The 19283-nt window shown below is 63.2% G+C and carries 19 protein-coding genes; 13 read left to right on the forward strand and 6 right to left on the reverse strand.

What is annotated here, in order from left to right; all coding sequences use genetic code 11:
* Positions 1-53: 53 nt before the first annotated feature.
* Positions 54-698 (forward strand): LysE family translocator, encoded by a 645-nt coding sequence (locus C7446_RS09540; protein ID WP_121172877.1) that lies wholly within the window; start codon positions 54-56, stop codon positions 696-698.
* A 167-nt stretch (positions 699-865) separates the two neighbouring features.
* Here C7446_RS09540 and C7446_RS09545 read toward each other — a convergent pair whose 3' ends face one another.
* A complete protein-coding gene (locus C7446_RS09545) occupies positions 866-1963 on the reverse strand; it encodes a M42 family metallopeptidase (RefSeq protein ID WP_121172878.1) in 1098 nt (365 codons plus the stop codon).
* Between the two features lie 239 nt (positions 1964-2202).
* Between C7446_RS09545 and C7446_RS09550 the strand changes: the two genes are divergently transcribed.
* On the forward strand, positions 2203-2835 hold the full coding sequence (locus tag C7446_RS09550) for an OmpW/AlkL family protein (RefSeq protein ID WP_121172879.1): 633 nt from the start codon (positions 2203-2205) through the stop codon (positions 2833-2835).
* Positions 2836-2896: 61 nt separating this feature from the next.
* Here C7446_RS09550 and C7446_RS09555 read toward each other — a convergent pair whose 3' ends face one another.
* On the reverse strand, positions 2897-3565 hold the full coding sequence (locus tag C7446_RS09555) for a ZapG family protein (protein ID WP_121172880.1): 669 nt from the start codon (positions 3563-3565) through the stop codon (positions 2897-2899).
* 269 nt (positions 3566-3834) lie between these two features.
* On the opposite strand from C7446_RS09555, the gene C7446_RS09560 reads away from it, so the two are divergent.
* The 6 genes from C7446_RS09560 to C7446_RS09585 all read left to right on the forward strand — a co-directional run bounded on the left by C7446_RS09560 (position 3835) and on the right by C7446_RS09585 (position 9626).
* Entirely contained in the window at positions 3835-4335 is a 501-nt protein-coding gene (locus C7446_RS09560; protein ID WP_121172881.1) for a C40 family peptidase, read from the forward strand.
* Positions 4336-4394: 59 nt separating this feature from the next.
* Positions 4395-5195: a DUF3298 and DUF4163 domain-containing protein gene (locus C7446_RS09565; RefSeq protein ID WP_170150048.1), complete on the forward strand. Its 801-nt coding sequence runs from the start codon at positions 4395-4397 to the stop codon at positions 5193-5195.
* Between the two features lie 183 nt (positions 5196-5378).
* On the forward strand, positions 5379-6587 hold the full coding sequence (locus C7446_RS09570) for a 4-hydroxybenzoate 3-monooxygenase (protein ID WP_121172883.1): 1209 nt from the start codon (positions 5379-5381) through the stop codon (positions 6585-6587).
* A 216-nt stretch (positions 6588-6803) separates the two neighbouring features.
* Entirely contained in the window at positions 6804-7841 is a 1038-nt protein-coding gene (locus C7446_RS09575; RefSeq protein ID WP_121172884.1) for a TRAP transporter substrate-binding protein, read from the forward strand.
* A complete protein-coding gene (locus C7446_RS09580) occupies positions 7838-8350 on the forward strand; it encodes a TRAP transporter small permease (RefSeq protein WP_121172885.1) in 513 nt (170 codons plus the stop codon). The genes C7446_RS09575 and C7446_RS09580 overlap by 4 nt, the downstream gene beginning before the upstream one ends.
* Positions 8340-9626, forward strand: a complete 1287-nt coding sequence (locus C7446_RS09585; RefSeq protein WP_121172886.1) for a TRAP transporter large permease — start codon at positions 8340-8342, stop codon at positions 9624-9626. Before C7446_RS09580 ends, C7446_RS09585 begins: the two co-directional genes overlap by 11 nt.
* A 15-nt stretch (positions 9627-9641) precedes the next feature.
* Here C7446_RS09585 and C7446_RS09590 read toward each other — a convergent pair whose 3' ends face one another.
* From C7446_RS09590 to C7446_RS09605, 4 genes are all read right to left on the reverse strand, one after another.
* On the reverse strand, positions 9642-10445 hold the full coding sequence (locus C7446_RS09590; RefSeq protein ID WP_121172887.1) for an IclR family transcriptional regulator domain-containing protein: 804 nt from the start codon (positions 10443-10445) through the stop codon (positions 9642-9644).
* A gap of 70 nt (positions 10446-10515) precedes the next feature.
* Positions 10516-11523, reverse strand: a complete 1008-nt coding sequence (locus C7446_RS09595) for a PDR/VanB family oxidoreductase (RefSeq protein WP_121172888.1) — start codon at positions 11521-11523, stop codon at positions 10516-10518.
* Positions 11524-11570: 47 nt separating this feature from the next.
* On the reverse strand, positions 11571-12296 hold the full coding sequence (locus C7446_RS09600) for a GntR family transcriptional regulator (protein WP_121172889.1): 726 nt from the start codon (positions 12294-12296) through the stop codon (positions 11571-11573).
* Between the two features lie 21 nt (positions 12297-12317).
* On the reverse strand, positions 12318-13427 hold the full coding sequence (locus C7446_RS09605; protein WP_121172890.1) for an aromatic ring-hydroxylating dioxygenase subunit alpha: 1110 nt from the start codon (positions 13425-13427) through the stop codon (positions 12318-12320).
* Positions 13428-13665: 238 nt separating this feature from the next.
* Here C7446_RS09605 and C7446_RS09610 point away from each other — a divergent pair, with 238 nt between their 5' ends.
* From C7446_RS09610 to C7446_RS09630, 5 genes are all read left to right on the forward strand, one after another.
* Positions 13666-14832: a lyase family protein gene (locus tag C7446_RS09610; RefSeq protein WP_121172891.1), complete on the forward strand. Its 1167-nt coding sequence runs from the start codon at positions 13666-13668 to the stop codon at positions 14830-14832.
* Positions 14833-15033: 201 nt separating this feature from the next.
* On the forward strand, positions 15034-15879 hold the full coding sequence (locus C7446_RS09615) for a CoA transferase subunit A (RefSeq protein WP_121172892.1): 846 nt from the start codon (positions 15034-15036) through the stop codon (positions 15877-15879).
* Positions 15876-16718 (forward strand): CoA-transferase subunit beta, encoded by an 843-nt coding sequence (locus C7446_RS09620; protein WP_121172893.1) that lies wholly within the window; start codon positions 15876-15878, stop codon positions 16716-16718. The genes C7446_RS09615 and C7446_RS09620 overlap by 4 nt, the downstream gene beginning before the upstream one ends.
* Positions 16715-17929 carry a 3-oxoadipyl-CoA thiolase gene (gene pcaF / locus C7446_RS09625; RefSeq protein ID WP_121172894.1) on the forward strand — a complete coding sequence of 405 codons (1215 nt, stop codon included), beginning with the start codon at positions 16715-16717 and terminating at the stop codon, positions 17927-17929. The genes C7446_RS09620 and pcaF overlap by 4 nt, the downstream gene beginning before the upstream one ends.
* A gap of 32 nt (positions 17930-17961) precedes the next feature.
* Positions 17962-19278, forward strand: a complete 1317-nt coding sequence (locus C7446_RS09630; protein ID WP_121172895.1) for a short-chain fatty acid transporter — start codon at positions 17962-17964, stop codon at positions 19276-19278.
* Positions 19279-19283: the final 5 nt, after the last annotated feature.

Here is a 19283-nt window from a genome sequence, read left to right on the forward strand (position 1 = left end):
GCGTTGCGGGTTGGGCATGCTGGCCCTGCACTGCCCGTCACGGAACATCCGCCATGCTCGGCCTTCATGATCTGCCGCTGTTTCTGTTCTCCGGCTTGTTGCTCAACATGACGCCCGGCCCGGACTCGCTGCTGGTGCTGTCGCAGACGGCCACCCGGGGCTGGCGGGGCGGCGCCGTCACGGCGCTGGGCATCGGTACCGGCACGCTGGTGCACGTGACGGCCGCGGCTCTGGGCCTGTCGGCGCTGCTGAGCGCTTCCGCCACGGCCTTCACGGTCATCAAGTGGGCGGGCGCGCTGTGGCTGATCTGGCTCGGCCTTTCGGCCCTGCTGCAACGGGGTACGCCGGCCGGAACAGGCCGCCTGTCTGCCCGGCCGCCGGTCTCGGCGTCCCGGGGGGCCCTCTTTCGCCGGGGCCTGCTGACCAATGCCCTCAACCCCAAGGTGGCGCTCTTCTTTCTGGCCTTCATGCCCCAGTTCATCACGCCCGGCACCGGGCTGGAGCCCCTGGCCTTTCTGGTGCTGGGATTGATCTTCGATGTCACCGGCATGCTCTGGAGCGCCGTGCTGATCGTCACCCTGACCGTCACCGGTCAGCGCCTGAAACCCGGTGCCACACTCAAAGGGCTGCTGGCGCGCAGCGTTGGCGCCCTTTTCGTGGCCATGGGCATCAAGCTGGCCCTGACCCGCGCCCCCTGACCGGGCGGCACGACCATGGCTGGTCACAGGCACTGAGCGTGGCGATCACTGTCTCGCCGCTGCAGGGCGACTGCATCCGGCGCCTGATGCAGTCGCATCTGCTGGCCGAGCGCCACGCCGGCGACGCCCCCTGAAGGTCATCGCCGGCGCCAGCGGCCGCGATCGGCTCACTCGAAGTAGCTGAAGGTCTCACCGCTTTGGATATTGAGCAGGCTGTGGTAGATCAGTTCGATCACCTGCTCGACATCGCTGCGCTGCACCATCTCCACCGTGGTATGCATGTAACGCAGCGGCAGCGAGATCAGCGCCGAGGCCACGCCGCAGTTGCTGTAGGCGAACGAGTCGGTATCGGTGCCGGTGGCGCGGGAGCGCGGCAGGCGCTGGAAGGGAATCTGCTGCTGCTCGGCGGTCTCGATGATGCGCTCGCGCAGCCGGTTCTGCACCGCCGGCGCGTAGGCAATCACCGGGCCGGCGCCGATTTTATTGGCGCCCTGGGTTTTGGGATCGATCATCGGCGTGCTGGTGTCGTGACAGACATCGGTGACGATCGCCACATCGGGCCGGATACGCTCGGCGATCATCTGCGCCCCGCGCAGCCCCACCTCTTCCTGTACGGCATTGACGATATACAGGCCGAAATCGAGCGTCTGTCCGCGCTCCTTCAGCAGCCGGGCCACCTCGGCGATCATGAAACCACCGATGCGGTTGTCGACTGCCCGGCAGACGAACTTGTCGCCGTTGAGCACGGTGAACTCGTCGGGATAGGTGATCACGCAGCCGACGTGAACGCCGAGCGCCTCGACCTCATCCTTCGAGCCGGCGCCGACATCGACGAAGATGTTGTCCGGTTTGGGCGCCTGCTCCTCGCCCTGGCCGCCCCGCCGGGTATGAATCGCCGGCCAGCCGAACACGCCGGGCACCACGCCGTTTTTCGTGTGCACGTTGACCCGCTTGGAGGGTGCGATCTGATGGTCGCTGCCGCCGTTGCGGATCACGTAGATCATGCCGTCGTCGGTGATGTGATTGACGTACCAGGAGATCTCGTCGGCGTGCCCCTCGATCACCACCTTGTAGGTCGCCTCGGGGTTGATCACGCCCACGGCGGTGCCGTAGGTATCGGTGAAGAACTCATCCACCCAGGGGCGCAGGTACTCCATCCAGAGCTTCTGGCCCTCCCACTCGTAGCCGGTGGGGGCGGCATTGTTGAGATAGCGTTCGAGAAACGCCATGGCATCGGCGCTCAGCAGACCGGTTTCGGCACTCATGATTTGACTGTCCTGATTGCGTGAAACATCGGCTCGACGCCGCTGCGGGCCCCGAACCGGACTTCCCCCTGCATGATAACCAATACGCGCCGCCCTGCCCGAATCGTACCAGGTCATCGGTGCTACGCCAGTGCGACAACCTGCCTCGCGACACTGCCCTATCGAGGGCATAGTCTGGGGCTATCTCAAGGCGCCTGGGATCGATTCAACAAGAGATCATTTCAGGGGAGTACTGCATCATGCGCACGGTTACCATGCTGTCTGCCGCCATCCTCGCCATGGCCGGCAGTCTCGCGGCCACGCCCGCACTGGCCTATGGGCAGGGGGATGTCTACACCCGCTTCGGGGTCGCCAAGGTGTCGCCGAAGGACGATAACGGCGATCTCGACGCCATCGGGGTCGACAAGATCGATGTCGACGACGATTCCGGCTTCGCCTTTACCCTGGGCTACCGCTTCCTCGATCAATGGGGCGTCGAACTGCTGGCCGCCCAGCGCTTCAAGCACGACATCAATCTTGATGGCAACGAAGCCGGCTCCACCAAACACCTGCCGCCCACGCTGACCCTGCAGTACTACCCGTTCGGCGGCACCGAGGCCCGGGTGCAGCCCTATATCGGCGCCGGGGTCAACTACACCCACTTCTCGGACGAGAAGCTCGACGGCGGCAGCCTCGACATGGATGACTCCTGGGGCTGGGCCGGCCAGGTCGGCGTCGACCTGCTGGTGAGCGAACACTGGGCACTCAACGCCGCCGCCTGGTATCTCGACATCGACTCCGATACCACGGCCACCGTGGGCGGCAACGACTACGACACCACGGTGCACATCGACCCGGTCGTGGTCATGGGGGGCATCAGCTACCGCTTCTGACACCGCCCTGCCCGGCGGCAGGCTCGGCCCGGGCCCGCCGCCGACCGGCGGCCTGCAGGTATCAGCGCTGCCCGCTGGTACGCTGCTCCTCCTGCGAGGAGGCCGCAGCTGCCTCGCGGGCAGCCGCATCCCGGTTGCGCGCGGCGTCGTCGGCACGCACCCCATCGGGCCGTTCGTCACCCGCCGCCGCAGTGCTGTCGGCGCCGTTTCTGCCATCCTGCTCGTGGCCGGTCGTCGCCTCGTAGGCCTGCGCCTGCGAATAGCCCGGCTCTTCGGCGGTTTCATCCTGCGCGGCCGCGCGGCTCCGGCTGTCGGCGGTACCGCCGGTGGTCGCGCCGGTTGACCGGGAGGCCGAGTGCGGCGCGGGCCGGTCGCCCTCGCCCCTGTCGGCCTCCCGATCGGCCTCGGAGCGCTGATCGGTAATCGTCTCCGGGGCCGGCGGCAGGTCGATCAGATGCTCGGGATGGACATCCGCCAGCTGCTCGGCATGGCGTGCCACGTGCTGGTACATCTCGCGATAGTCACCGGCCATCCGGGTCATGATGGTCGAGATCTCCTGAAAGTGCTCACGCACCTCGGCCCTGTAATCATTCTGCTCACGCCGCGACTGCTGCACATCCCTGGCGTGCTGGCGCCCCGTCATGGAGCCCAGCCAGTAGCCGATCAGCACACCAATGATGCACCCCACTACGACAATGGCAATCCACTCGCCGGTACCGATACTTTCCATCCCGGATACTCCTGTTATCGTGAATGCGCGGACATTGCACCGGTGTCCGCCGTCAGCCGCATCACGGTGATACGGCCGTAGCCCGTCTCCCAGCAAAGCATGGCAACAGCCGCCATGTCAGATTTTTCAGCTTAAGCGTCAGTACTGACGTTACCATGCCCGCTACCCGGCGCTGCCATGCCGATTCCCGCGGGGCTTGACCCCGGTTGTGCAATCGGCGCCTGATAACGGCTGACCGGAGTTCACCGCAGACAGACGAGAGAGGCCTGATGTCCACGCCCTTCCCCGCCACCGCCTGGCGCCGGTTTCATGGTCTGCTGACCGTCCTGACACTGTTACTGCTGGCCGGCTGTGCCGGTAACCCGCCCCTGGATGTCGGCGATACCGGCACGGCCGATCAAGAGCTGTCGATCGACCGGGTCCTGATCATCGAACGGGCCCGGCAGGCACTGGGCACGCCCTATCGCTACGGGGGCACCACCGCCAGCGGCATGGACTGCAGCGGTCTGGCACAGGTCAGTTACGCCGCCGCCGGCATAACGATTCCGCGCACCTCGCAGCAGCAGTTCGACCGGCTGCCGCATCGCGATGTTGCCCGACCCGGCGACCTGCTGTTCTTCGGCTCGGGCAGCGTCAGCCATGTCGGTGTCTACATCGGCAACCAGCAGATGATTCATGCACCCGGCAGCGGACGGTCGGTGCGAACCTCCAACATCACCAAACGCTACTGGCGTCAGCACTACCGGGGCGCGGCGGGCCCGGCGCGATGACCCGAACGGCTTCAGCTGTCAGAATCAAGCGTGCCATCCATTGCTTCGGAATGCATGCCATGTCGATGCCTCGATCCTGCCTGGCGCTCGCCTTCACGGCTCTCGTGAGCCTGGCGGGCTGCGGTGGTCATGACACCACCTCCTCTGGCGAAGACGACCAGGCAACCGGGCAGCCCCCGCTGAATCCGGTCCATATCAACCGGCGGCTCGTCCAGCCGGATTGCCGGGACAACTGCGCCACCATTACCGTCAACTCCCTGCGCCTGGACGGAGCCCCCCGGCTGACACGACAGCTCGAACTTCGCCAGCTGCTGCTGGCCGGGGATTTCAACGAGAGTGCCGACGAGGCCCCGGCATCAATCCGGGAGTTCGCCGAGCACTTCTTCGCGCAGGCGGCAGCCGATCATGAGGAGCATCCGGACACCGCGACCTACGAGGCCCGCTTCGAGGCCGAAGTGGTCGCCGATCACGATGACCTGCTGGTCATCCGGCTCGACGATTACGTCTTCCGGGGCGGTGCCCACGGCATGCCGACCACCGGCTACATGGTGATCGACCAGCGCAACCGGCACGTGGTCACCCTCGATGACATGCTCAAGGCGGGCCAGCGCGAGGCCTTCAACCAGGCCCTGCAGGCCGCCCATCAGCGCTGGCTGGACAGCCTCGATCAGCCCCTCGACACCGGTGACTGGCCCTTCGCACCCAGCGACAACGTCGCGCTCCTGCCCGAGGGCGCAGTGGTGAAGTACCAGCCCTATGCCATTGCGCCCTATGCCGCCGGCCAGCCCGAGCTGCATATCCCGTACCGCGAGCTGGAAGGCATCTTCAAGCCGCGCTATCTGCCGCAGGACGCATCCTGAGGTCCCGCTGTTCCCGGTTACATCCGCGCCCATCAACCGGCCATACCTCTCTCGGTATGGCCGGTTCTTTTCTGTCTGGGACCAAAGTCTCCATTGCGCTCTCCGATGGCGCCGCCTAGCTTGGTTCGCATTGCAAATTATTGTTCAACTGACGAACAAGGCGCCACGACAGGGAGAGCCAACATGACTTCTGTACACCGCACCCGTGTCGCCATCATTGGAGCCGGTCCCGCCGGACTGGTGCTGTCGCACATGCTCACACGACAGGGTATCGACTGTACGGTACTGGAGCGGCGTTCACGCGGGTATGTCGAATCCCGGCTCCGTGCCGGAGTACTCGAGCAGAACACGGTCGAACTGATCCGTGAACTGGGACTCAATGCGCACATGGATCGCGATGGGCTCGAGCACCATGGCATCTATCTGCAGCACGATGGTCAGCGCTTCCACATCCCCATGACCGAACTCTGTGGACGCAGTGTCACGGTCTACGGCCAGACCGAACTGACCCGCGATCTGATCGCTGCTCGGCTGGAAAGCGGCGGCGCACTGCACTTCGAGGCCGAGGTCGAGGGCGTTCACGACCCCGACAGTGATCATCCGGCCATCAGCTATCGGTTCGACGGCGAAGAGCATCGCCTCGAGTGCGATTTCATCATCGGCTGTGACGGCTTTCACGGCCCCTGTCGCAACGCCATACCCGAGCATCGTCAGCGGCTGTTCGACAACCACTACCCCTACGGCTGGCTGGGTATTCTGGCACGGGTACCGCCTTCCACCGACGAGCTGATCTACGCCGCTCATCGCGATGGCTTTGCCATGCACAGCATGCGCTCGCCCGAGATCAGTCGGCTCTACCTGCAGGTTACGCACGATGATCACCCCGACAACTGGTCGGACGATCGGATCTGGGAGGCCCTGGAAGCCCGTCTGGGCACCCCCGGCTGGACGCTGCAGCGTGGGCCAATCCTCGATCGCAGCATCACCCCGATGCGCAGTTTCGTGGCCGAAACCATGCAGTACGGTCGGCTCTTCCTCGCCGGCGACAGCGCCCATATCGTGCCACCCACCGGAGCCAAGGGGCTCAACCTGGCGATTGCCGACATCCGGGTACTGGGGGATGCGCTGATTGCACACTACCTCGACGATGATGAGCACCCGCTGAAGGATTACAACGCCCGGGTGCTGTGGCGAGTCTGGCGGGCCAATGCCTTTTCCAACTTCATGACCGGACTGTTGCACAACGCGCCCGAGGAGAACCCCTACGAGCATCAGCTGCGCATGAGTCGCATTGACTATCTGCATCGCTCGACCGCAGCAGCGACCGCTCTGGCGGAAAACTACACCGGCATGCCGTTTGACGCCTCGCAGCGCTTCATGACGCCACCCTGATGATCGACCATGACAGCGCGCCGATCTGATGTCCCCGCCCGCCGGGTCTGCGCTGGCATATGCGATATGCCCGGAGTGCGACGACCAACGTCTAACGGTGCACTTCGCCGATTGCTGTAAAATCATTTAACGAACATTGATTCGCTGTGCGAACAGCAGAATCGAACGGCACCGCTGCCCGGCTCAGGTGGCAGACATATCATGGCGAGGTCACTCATGCGCGTCAGATGGCTGCACACTGCTCTTTTATCCGGTGTCCTGGCACTGGGCATGCTGCCGATGAGCGCTGACGCCGCCACGACACTGCGCCTTGCTCATTTCTGGCCGGCCGGTTCGGCCATCAATCAGCAGGTCTTCAGGGTCTGGGCCGATGCCATCGAACAGGCATCCGATGGCGAGCTGGAGGTACAGATCTTTCCTTCAGAGACACTTGCGGGAGCCGATCACGCCTACCGAGCCACGGTCGACGGCATTGCTGACATTACCGCCACGGCTCAGGGCTATACCGCAGGACGCTTCCCGCTGACCCAGATCATCGAGCTGCCCGGCGTCTCGAGTGATGCCGAGCAGGGCTCCTGTATCGCACAGACACTGTTCAGCGAGAACCGGGCCCTGGCCCGTGAGTATCGTGACAGTCATGTCCTGTTCCTGTTTACCACCGGTCCGGGGTTCATCAACACACGTGCAAGACCGGTGCGCGCACCTGATGACCTTGCCGGACTGCGTATCCGCCGTCCCACGGTGGTAGTAGGAGAACTGCTCGAGTCACTGGGCGCCCAACCGGTGGGCATGCCGGCCCCCGCCACCTATACCGCCATGCAGCGTGGAGTGATCGATGGGGTCACGCTCCCCTGGGAGGGCATGAAGACTTTTCGCCTGAACGAACTGGCACACCAGCACACGGTCATGCCGCTCTATACCCTGACCTTCGTGGCCACCATGAACCGGCAGACCTATCAGCGTCTGCCCGCTCATCTGCAGCAGGTGATCGATGACCACAGCGGCATGCAGTGGGCACGCCGCGCCGGTCGGGTCTTCCAGGCTCAGGATACGGCGGGACGCCAGCAGGTCCAGGGCGACGACCATCACGTCATCGAAATTCAGCACCCGCTTGACGATCCGCGCTGGGGACCACCGCTGCACGGGGCAATCAACGGTTATCTGCAACAGCTGGAACAGCAGGGTCTGCCCGCCCGGAAGCTCTACCGGCAGGCCCGCGAAGCGGCACGGGAATGTAGCGGAGGGCACGCATGACGGTACTGAGTCGCCTGGGCACCTGGCTTGGTCACATTGCCCTGGCGTTTGCCGGGATTGCCCTGCTGGCGATGATGGCCATCACCGTCGTGGATATCGTGCTGCGCTATCTCTTTCAGCTGACCGACGGGGCCAGCCGTTTAACCTTCACCGGCGGTGTGGAACTGGTGCAGTACCTGATGCTGGGCGCCATGCTTTCCGCCATGGCAGCCCATGTGGAGCACAGCCAGGTAGTGGTAGAGCTCTTTACCCGTGCCCTGAGCGGCCCGCTCAAGGCACGTCTCGCCGGTCTTTATCTGCTGCTCTTCGCAGCGGTGGGCAGTCTGCTGGCCATGGGGCTCTTCGAAACCGCCCGTTCACTGGCCGAATTCGGCGAAGTCACCCAGGATCTCGCCATTCCCAAAGCGCCGATGTATGACACCGCAGCGGTACTGTTTGCCATTCTCGCCCTGCGCAGTGCCATTTACGGCCTGCGCGGTCTGCTGCAGGGGGTCACGCATGACGCCTGAGATGATCGGCTATACCGGCATGATCGCCCTGTTGGTGCTGCTGGCACTGCGCGTACCGGTGGCATTGTGCATGCTGCTGATCGGTACTTGCGGCTTTGCCGCTATCATCAGCCCGGGTGCGGCGCTTGCCATGCTGCAACTGGTCCCACTCGAAGTACTAACCAGTTACAGCTTCAGTGCCATCCCCATGTTCATACTCATGGGTGTACTGGCTTCGCACTCGGGCATGGCCGGCAGTCTGTTCGATGCCGCACGCCGGCTGTGCGGTGGCTGGAAGGGCGGCATGGCCATCGCTGCAGTCGGTTCCTGTGGCTTGTTCTCGGCCATTTCCGGTTCATCGCTGGCGACCGCCAGTACCATGAGCCGGGTTGCGCTGCCCGAGATGGAGCGTAACGGCTACGCTGCCTCCCTGGGTGCCGGCGCCCTGGCTGCCGGGGGGACACTCGGCATCATGATCCCCCCCTCGATTGCCCTGCTGCTCTACGCCATCATTACCGAGCAGTCGGTAGGCGACATGTTCGCGGCCGGTTTCATTCCCGGTCTGCTGGGGCTGGTATTCTACATCATCACGGTAGCGATCGTGGTCAAGCTGCGCCCCGCGGCAGCGGCACCTTCCCGGCCCACCAGCCTGACCGAGAAGCTGCAGGCCACTACCGGGCTACTGCCCTTCGGCAGCATCTTCGCACTGATGGTATTGGGCATTTATGGCGGCTTGTTCACTCCTACCGAGGGTGCCTCGGCAGGGGCCTTTGCCACTCTGATATATGCATTTATCCGCGGTCTGCGTCTACCGGGACTGTGGTCGGCAGTACAGGAAACCCTGGCGCTCTCGGCCGTGGTGTTCTTCATGATTGTCGGAGCCGAAACGCTGGGCTACTTCATCTCCGCTTCGCGGATATCGTTCACCATTACCGAGTACATCACGGGGCTGGGGCTATCGAACCTGAGCGTACTGCTCTGCCTGCTGCTGCTTTATTTCGTGCTTGGCTGCTTTATGGACGCCATCGCCATGCTGCTGATCACAGTGCCGGTGGTCTATCCGGTGATCACCTCGCTGGGCATCGATCCGATATGGTTCGGCATTGTCACCGTGCTGACCGTCGAACTGGGGCTGATCACTCCCCCGGTAGGCATGAATGTCTTCGTGATCAACGCGACCGCCGGACATGTCAGCATCGGCGAGATCTACCGGGGAGTCATCCCTTTCATCCTCGCCGACCTGGTACGCCTCGCCCTGCTGATCGCCTTCCCGGTGCTGACCACACTGCTACTGTAAGTACTGCTGCGCAGACTAGCTGATATGGCGGGAGAGAAACGCACACTTCTCCTGCAGGATCGGCAGAAAGCGCTGTTCCAGAGTGGCGTGATCGATACGTGCGGCATTGGTACTGAGATTGACCGCGCCCAGCAGCCGCCCGCTACCCGAGCGCAGGGGCACTGCAAGCGAGCGAAGTCCGGAATCGAGCTCCTGATCGACGATGCAGTAGCCGTCGCGGCGCACCTGCGTCAGGGTCTCTCGCAGCTCGGCGAAGTCGGTAATGGTGTGCTCGGTCCAGGCCTGCAGGGTCTCGCCGGCGAGGCGCTGCTCCAGGGTAGCATCGTCGAGTTCGGCCAGCAGTACCCGTCCCATGGAGGTATACATGGCCGGCAGCCGTGTCCCCACCGAAAGGCTGATCGCCATCAGTCGATGACGCGCTGCCGACCGGGCCGCGTAGACCACCGACAGCTCATCGAGTACACCCAGCGAGGAAGACTCACCGGTCTGCTCGGTAATTTCCTCGAGCGTCTGCTGGATCACCGAATGGTAATTATTGGCCGAGAGAAAAGCGTAGCCCAGCGACAGCACCTTCGGTGACAGTTCGAAGCGGCGCTGATCGCGGCGCACGTAACCCAGTGCATGCAAAGTCAGCAGAAAGCGCCGCGCCCGGGCTCGGTTCATGCCGGTACGGGCGGCAACCTCACTCAGGGTCATGCTGCGATGATGCTCATCAAAGGCAGCAATCACCTCCAGCCCGCTGGCCAGGGCAGTGACGAAATCGCGATCCTGGGGCGTGATCCGATCCTCGTCATCGCCCTGCTCCTGTCCGTCCACCATGCCGGTCCTCCTGACGTCTCATGGTGGTCATGCTAGCACTCTTGTTCGCTATGCGGACACCTTCACCCGGCTATTCAAAGGTGCCCTGACGCGTCGTATCGATCACCACCCGGCCGTTCGCCCGCGAGACACAGGCACACAGATGCTGGCTGCGACGCTGCTGATCGCGGGTCATGAAGACATCGCGATGATCGATTTCACCCTCGGCTGCTACCACTTCCACGGCACACAGGCCGCACTCGCCCCGCTCGCAGTCCGCGAGGATTTCCACATCGTGCTCTCGCAGGGCATCGAGCATGGAGCGATTGACCGGCACCTCGAATTCAACGCCCAGATTCTCGACCGCTACGGTGAAGGGGACGGTAGCCAGTCGGCCGCTGTTGGCAAAGGTTTCATGGCGCAGACGCCATTCGGCACGTCCCTGACGACGCCACTCGTCACGAATGTGATCCATCAGCGCCATCGGTCCGCACATGTAGAGTTCACCCTCCGGATGCAGCTGAGCTATTTCGGCGGCCGTATCGAGACGGCTGCCCTCATCACTGATCCGGGTTTCCAGCCGATCCCCCAGCTGTGTTCGCAGTGACTCGGCAAGCGCCAGCCGATCCCGGGAGCGGGCGCAGTAGAGCAGTCGAAAGGATTTACCGGCCCGCGCCAGCGACAGCGCCATCCCATGCAGGGCGGTGATACCAATGCCTCCCGCCACCAGCAGATATTCCGGACAGGTATAACTCAGCGAGAAGAAATTGCTCGGCGGTGCCAGCGGCAGGGTATCGCCCTGACACAAGGACCACATGAAGCGACTGCCGCCCCGGCTATGAGCGACACGCTTGACCGCAATCCGATAACATCCCTCACCAGCGGCATCCTCGATCAGCGAGTAGCTGCGGATATCGCTGTCCTGTTGGCCATCGTCATGCACGAAGGGGACCTGCACATCGACATGGCTGCCCGGCGTATACGCTGATATCGGCCCATCGGGCACCAGATCGAGCAGCCGGACATCCTCGGCAATGATTTCGCTGCGGGCGACCCGGGCAGTCTGCCAGACACGCTGTCGGCGAGCCGGAATGGTCATGTCATGTACTCCCGCCGCTCCACGGGCGGCTTCAGTAAAAAATGGGCTCAGTCGAGTGCAGCCCTGAGCATGGGCGCTCCGCTGATACGATCCAGAAAGGCATGATCCTGCAGGGCCACGGCCAGGTTGCGGCGGGCAATATGGGCATGCTCCCGCGCCAGCTGTTCGGCGCGACTGCCGTCACCCGAGCGGATGGCATCACACAGGCAGCGATGCTGATCGTTGGCGATGAACAGAATGTCCCGCGAGCGCGGCAGGATGGCCTGCGCCATGACAAAGGCACTGGGAGAAGCGAAGGGACGCGCGGCAATGCGATCGAGTTCCTCCGCCAGGAGCGTACACTCCGCCAGCGCCACCAGGCGCTGATGAAATTCGGCGTTGAGCGTCATGTACTGCTCGAAATCCGCGTGGCTGAGTCGTGGCTGATCGACAATGATCGCGATGCCCTCGACGAGCTCGTCCATCGCCCCGAGCGAGGCTTCATCATGATCGCGTTCGGCGGCCCGTCGAGCCGCCATGCCCTCCAGGGTGCCACGCAGCTCGATGGCATCACGAAAATAGTCGTGATCGAATACACGCACCCGGTAACCGCTGCCTTCGGGGGCCACGATGAAACCCTCGTGCTCGAGCCGCACCAGCGCCTCCCGCAGTGGCGTGCGCGAGACGCCGATGCGACGGGCCAGCGCCGGTTCCCACAGGCGCTCACCGGATACCAGCACGCCTTCGAGAATCATTTCGCGCAGGGTGAGCAGGGCACGCTGTGTCTGTTGCATCCGCAACCCCTCCCGATTCCGTCAGCCTGCCGGCTGGGAATGAATCAGCGTCGACTCTCCGGTCCGGGCTCGGGCGGATCGAGGGATCTGCTCGGCTTCGATCATGCGATCGATCAGGCGCCTCGCCCACATCGCGCCGGCATCGATATTGAGGTTGTAGAAAGGCGCCCGATCATAGCGATCGACCGCTTTCTGCTGGGCTTCGAGCACGGCCTCATCCTGCTGATAGACACCCTGGCCGGTATCATTGACATGGGCACAGTGCAGATATTCGGTCCATTGCGGATCAGCAAGGTGGTGATCACGCACGAAGTTCCAGAAATAGTGGCAGGTAGTGGCCGTCTCCGGGGTAATGGCGGCGAGAAAATAGCCGGTAACGCCCTGACTGCGATCCCCTTCGGGCGCCCCGGTGCCGGCGTGGGCAATACCGACATCCCCGACGACCGTCGAGGGCGCCTGAAAGTGGATCAGGTGCCAGCGATCAACCGGCGCCTCGCCGCACTCCAGCTGGCGGGCCCAGAAGGGTGGCGCATCGATGTTGCGCATCCAGCGCTCCATGGTGACCTCGCGTTCGGTATGGGTCACATCGAAGGGAGCACGGGTAATGGCGTCATGACCGATGCTGCCGGCATGCACGAAGGTTTCGTGGGTCAGATCCATGAGATTGTCGACGACCAGCCGGTAGTCACAGGCAAGGCTGTAGAAGGTGCCGCCACGTCCGGCCAGCTGCGGATCGTCATTCCAGTGAAAATCGGGCACCCGATCGGTATCCGCCAGCGCCGGATCACCCATCCAGAGCCATACCAGGCTGTGGCGTTCGACTACCGGGAAAGCACGCACGCAGGCGGACGGATTGATGGTGGGCTGAGAGGGCATGAAGGTGCAGCGGCCGCTGCCATCGAACTTCAGACCATGATAGCCACACATCACCTGATCGCCATCCAGCTTGCCCAGAGAGAGCGGCAAAAGCCTGTGCCAGCAGGCATCCTCCAGTGCGGTGATATCACCATCACTGCGACGATAGAGCACTACATGGGTATCGCAGAGACAGCGGGCGTTGAGTTCATGTTCGATCTCGCTGCTCCAGGCAGCAGCATACCAGGCATTGCGGGGCCAGCTCGACTCGGTCATGTCGGACTCCTCTGATCATTGCCACGGAAAAGCAGTACCCGCGATAGCGCCACTGTCCTCAGCTCATCGCGCACTGCATGTATACAGATAAACGCTGCAGACGATGGATGAGCATTGATCTTTGGTTTTAATTGCGACCAAAGGCGCACCTTTTCAGCGATGATGTATACACCGACACTCCCCGGCAGTGACCGCCATCGGGTGCCACCACGAGCCATCACCGTTCCGGAGTACCAGCATGTATAACCGTTTCACCCAGACACCTTTCATGTCGGCCGCCGCCCGTGAAGCCTTCGATGCCGGGGCGCTCGTGCAGGCCATGCTTGACTTCGAACTGGCGCTGGTCGCCGTTCGTGAAAGGCATGGCCTGATCCCCGATGGCAGCCATGGCGCCATCGCCAACGCCCTGACGGGACATGAGTTCGATCTCGCCGATATCGAGGCCGGCGTGCAGCGTGGCGGCAACGCCGCCATCCCCCTTGTCGCCCAGGCAAAGGCCACCCTGCCGGATACACTGCGCGATCGGTTTCACGTCGGCGCGACCAGTCAGGACCTGATCGACAGCGCGCTGATGCTGTGCGCCCATGCCCGCCAACCTGAGCGTCTGAATCGCGGCCAACGCCTGCTGAGCGTACTACAACAGCTGATGACGACCCATGCCCGGACACCGATGATCGGCCGAACCCTTATGCAGCAGGCGCTGCCGATCACCTTCGGGGTCACCGTGGCGCACTGGAGGGACAATCTTGATCAGGCGCTGGAACGGCTTGCCGCGGTGCGCTTTCCACTACAGTTCGGCGGCCCGGTGGGCGCACTGACCGGTCTCGACGATGGCGCCAGGCTGATGGACGATGTCGCAGCCCGCCTCGGACTCGATGCCCCCCGCATGCCGTGGCACACCAACCGCCAGCCGATCCATCAGCTGATCACGGCGCTGGACGCCGTGGCTATCGCGCTGGAGAAGATCGCCACCGATATCGCCCTGCTCGCCCAGAGCGAAATCAGCGAGCTGCGCGAACCTGCCGCCGAAGGCATGGGCGGCTCCTCCTCGATGGGTCACAAGCGCAACCCGGTACGCTGCGCGCTGATTCGTACCGCCGCCAGGCAGATTCACGGCCACACCGCCACCGTGATCAATGCTGGTGCCCAGCCGCTGGAACGCGGCCTTGGCGACTGGCATGCCGAGTGGACGCCGCTGATCGAAGCCCAGCTGCTGCTGGAGGGCGCCCTTGATCAGCTGATTCCCCTGCTCGAAGGGCTGGAGGTGAACACCACCCAGATGGAAGAGAACCTTCAAGCCAGCGGTCAGCAGTCACCCGATGAACGAGCGCTGGCCCGCTTTCGTGCACTGATCATGCAAAGTGATGCCGCCCTGTCCCGCAGCAGCCACGATGCCGGGTCCTGAGTTATTAGACATTGGTGGCATGACACTTCCCGCGATTGAAAGATTTTTGCACTAAAAATCATAAAGTTAATCGAAAAAAAGGCGCTGACTGGCAGCTCTCCTGGCCCTCGGTGCAATTGACGCTCGAAAGCTTCGGAGCCTATTTTGTTCGTATGGTGAATGTAATGTTCGTTATGCGAACAACTCGACAGGGGAAATCCGATGGCCGAGTTCCTGGGCCTCTCCGAGGCAATCGCCCGCCATGTGCACGATGGCGATACCGTTGCACTGGAGGGCTTTACTCATCTCATCCCGTTTGCCGCGGGTCACGAGATCATTCGTCAGCGCCGCCGCGAGCTGACTTTGATCCGCATGACGCCGGATCTGATCTTCGATCAGATGATCGGCATGGGTTGCGCCTCGAAGCTGATCTTCTCGTGGGGCGGCAATCCCGGCGTGGGCTCGCTGCATAGGCTGCGCGACGCAGTGGAACACGGTTATCCGGCACCACTGGAAATTCTCGAACACAGTCATGCCGCCATGGCCTGTGCCTGGGAGGCCGGTGCCGCCGGGCTGCCGATGGCAGTACTGCGCGGCTATGTCGGCAGCGACCTGCCGCGGGTCAATCCCGATATCCGCACCATCGAATGCCCCTTTACCGGCGAGCAGCTCGCCGCGGTGCCCGCCAATCGCCCCGATGTTTCGATCGTGCACGCCCAGAAGGCCGACCGTGCCGGCAATGTGTTGATCGAGGGCATCATCGGGGTGCAGAAGGAAGCCGTGCTGGCTGCCAGTCGCGCCGTGATCACGGTCGAGGAGGTGGTCGACGAACTCGACACCCACCCCAATGCCTGCGTGCTGCCGGCCTGGTGCATCAACGCCATCGCCACCGTACCCGGCGGCGCCTGGCCCTCCTACAGCCATGGCTATTACGCCCGCAACAACCGCTTCTACAAGGAGTGGGATGCCATCGCCCGCGATCGCGATACCTTCGCGCGCTGGATGGAAGACAACGTCATCAACGCCAGCTCGCCCAATGCGCAGCCCCGTGCAGGAGAATCGGCATGAACGCCTCCCCCGAAACTTCAAGCGACAGCGCTCACGACTATACCGCCGCGGAGATGATGACCGTTACCGCTTCGCGCGCGCTGGGCAACGGCACCACCTGCTTCGTGGGCATCGGCCTGCCCGGTGAGGCGGCCAATCTGGCCCGGCGGACCCACGCCCCGGATGTGGTCCTGGTGTATGAATCCGGCACCCTGCAGACCCGTCCCGATATACTGCCGCTCTCCATCGGCGACGGCGAGCTGTGTGATACCGCACTGACTACCGTGTCGGTGCCGGAGATGTTCCGCTACTGGCTGCAGGGTGGTCATATCGACGTCGGCTTCCTGGGCACTGCCCAGATCGACCGCTACGGCAACCTCAATACCACCCTGATCGGCGACTATCGCGAACCGAAGGTACGCCTGCCCGGTGGTGGGGGCGCCCCGGAGATTGCCACCAATTCGCGCGAACTGTTCGTCACCGTCAAGCACTCGACACGCACCTTCGTCGAGGCGGTCGATTTCATTACCACCCTCGGCTACGGCCGAGACGGCCGGGCGCGCGATAACCTCAATCCCGAAACCGCCCGCCACATGGGCCGCGGGCCAACCCGGGTGATCACCGATCTCTGCCTGCTTGAACCGGATCCCGACAGCCGGGAGCTGATCGTAACCTCGCTGCACCCCGGAGTGACCCGCGAACAGGTCATCGAGGCCACCGGCTGGGAGATCCGCTTCGCCGATGCGCTGGCCACCACGCCAGCCCCGAGCACGCACGAGATCGAGGTGCTGCGCGAACTCAAGAAACGCACCGATCATCATCACAGCGGAACAGAAGCCTCCGGGGAGCGCTCGTCATGAATGATCGACTCAGGGACGTCTATCTCTGTCATCCGAGGCGCAGCGCGGTGGGCAAGCATGGCGGCACACTCGCCACCATTCGTCCTGATGACATGGCCGCCCGCATTATTGAAGCGGTCCTGCGCCAGACACCGTCACTCGATCCGGCCGCGATCGACGATGTCATTCTCGGCTGCGCCAACCAGGCCGGCGAGGACAACCGCAATGTGGCACGCATGGCATCCCTGCTGGCGGGCCTGCCGGAAAGTGTGCCGGGCACCACCCTCAATCGGCTGTGCGGTTCCAGCATGGATGCCATCGGCACTGCGGCACGGGCGATTCGCGCCGGAGAAGCCGGACTGATGCTGGCCGGCGGCGTGGAGTCGATGTCGCGCGCCCCGTATGTGGTCAGCAAGGCTGAAACCGCCTTCGGCCGCGGCCAGACCATGGAGGACACCACCATCGGCTGGCGCTTCGTCAATCGACAGATGAAGTCGCAGTTCGGCACCTGGTCAATGCCGGAAACCGCCGAAAATGTGGCCGAGGAGTATGGCATCTCGCGTGAGGCCCAGGATGCCTTCGCACTGGAATCACAGCGGCGCACGAAACGGGCCCAGCAGAGTGGCCGGCTGGGACTGGAGATCGAACCGCTGGAGATTCCCCGGCGCAAGCAGGAACCGCTGGTATTCGATACCGACGAACATCCCCGTGATACCTCACTGGAGAAGCTCGCGGCACTGCCCACACCGTTCCGCGAAGGTGGCACCGTTACCGCCGGCAACGCTTCCGGAGTCAATGACGGCGCTGGTGCGGTGCTGGTCGCCAGTGAGGAAGCCGTCAGGCGCTTCGACCTGACCCCGATGGCACGCATTCACGGCATGGCCACCGCCGGGGTCGAACCCCGCATCATGGGCATGGGGCCGGTGCCGGCTACCCGTCGCCTGCTCGAGCGACTGGACATGAGCCTGGATGCCTTCGATCACATTGAGCTCAACGAGGCCTTTGCCGCCCAGACACTGGCCTGTCTCGGCGAGCTCGGCATCGCCAGTGACGACCCCCGGGTCAATCCCAATGGCGGCGCCATTGCACTCGGCCATCCGCTGGGCATGTCGGGGGTGCGCATCGTCAACAGTGCCCTTCACGAATTGCAGGAACGCGGCGGTCGTTACGCCCTGTGCACCATGTGCATCGGCGTCGGACAGGGCATCGCCACGGTGCTCGAAAGGGTCTGACAGCAACAGGTCATCTGGAAAAGGTCCATCCGATGGAAGCGGTGACTCAATTTTCCGTACGTATCGTACAGCGCTATCTGCCCAGCGCCTTTGTGTTGGCGGTAATCCTGACCGCCGTCGTTCTTGTCCTCGGCGTGGCGCTGGGCGGCGAGTCACCGTTAGCGATGGCAGGCTACTGGGGTGAGGGGTTTTCATCGCTGTTCAAATTCGGCATGCAGATGGTACTGGTACTGATGACCGGCTACGTGCTGGCACTGACACCAGTCATGCAGCGAATGCTTACCAGACTGACCCGGCAGGCGGGTACCCCGCGTCAGGCACTGGTACTGACCATCGTCGTCAGCTTCGTCTGCTACTACCTCAACTGGGGTTTCGGCATGGTCGCCGGCGCCATTCTTGCGCGCGAGATGGGCCGTCGGGTAGCCATTCATTTCCCACTGATCGTGGCCGCAGCCTATGGCGGTGAGCTGGTCCGCGGGCCATCGTCCTCGATTCCGCTGGTGATCGCCACGCCGGGACACTTCATGGAGCAGGCCATCGGCATCGTGCCGGTCTCCGAGACGCTCTACTCAAGCTGGAATATTGCGTTGACGCTAGCACTACTGGCGCTGCTGGTGTTGTTTTTCCTGCTGCAGAAGCACCCCGAACGTAGCGTGCGACTGGAGACACCTGAAGCCGATGAGGCAGACGCCCCCTCGGTTCATCATCATGATGGCAGTTTCTCCGATCGAATCGAGAACAGCCGTCTACCTACCCTGTTCATGGGATTGCTGGCAGCAAGCTATCTGATTGAACAGGCCATTACCGAAGGTTTCAGCATCAACCTGAACACCATCATCCTGATCTTTTTGGCGCTCGGCCTGCTGTTACACAACAGCCCTGCCGCCTACATCGGTGCAGTGGAGAAGGCGGTTGGCGCGGCACGCGGCATTATCGTGCAGTTTCCACTCTATGCGGGAATCGCCGGGATGATGACCCACGCCGGACTGGTAACTCAATTTTCGCAGGCGATCATATCGCTGGCGACACCCGAGAGTTTTCCGCTGTGGACCTTTCTGTCTGCCGGGGTGGTGAACTTCTTCATTCCCTCCGGCGGGGGCCAATGGGCCATTCAGGGCCCGATCATGATGGAGGCTGCAGCAGCAATCGGCGCCGATCCGGCACGCACCATCATGGCCTTTACCTGGGGCGATGGCTGGACCAATCAGATCCAGCCCTTCTGGGCGCTGCCACTGCTTGGCGTCGCCGGACTCTCGGCCCGCGACATCATGGGCTATCTGCTGATCTGGCTGATTATCTCCGGTACCGCCATTGCAGGCACTTTCGTCGCTCTGGCGACGTTTGCCTAGTCACG

The organism is Kushneria sinocarnis, from assembly GCF_003633775.1.
GTDB classification, from domain to species: domain Bacteria; phylum Pseudomonadota; class Gammaproteobacteria; order Pseudomonadales; family Halomonadaceae; genus Kushneria; species Kushneria sinocarnis.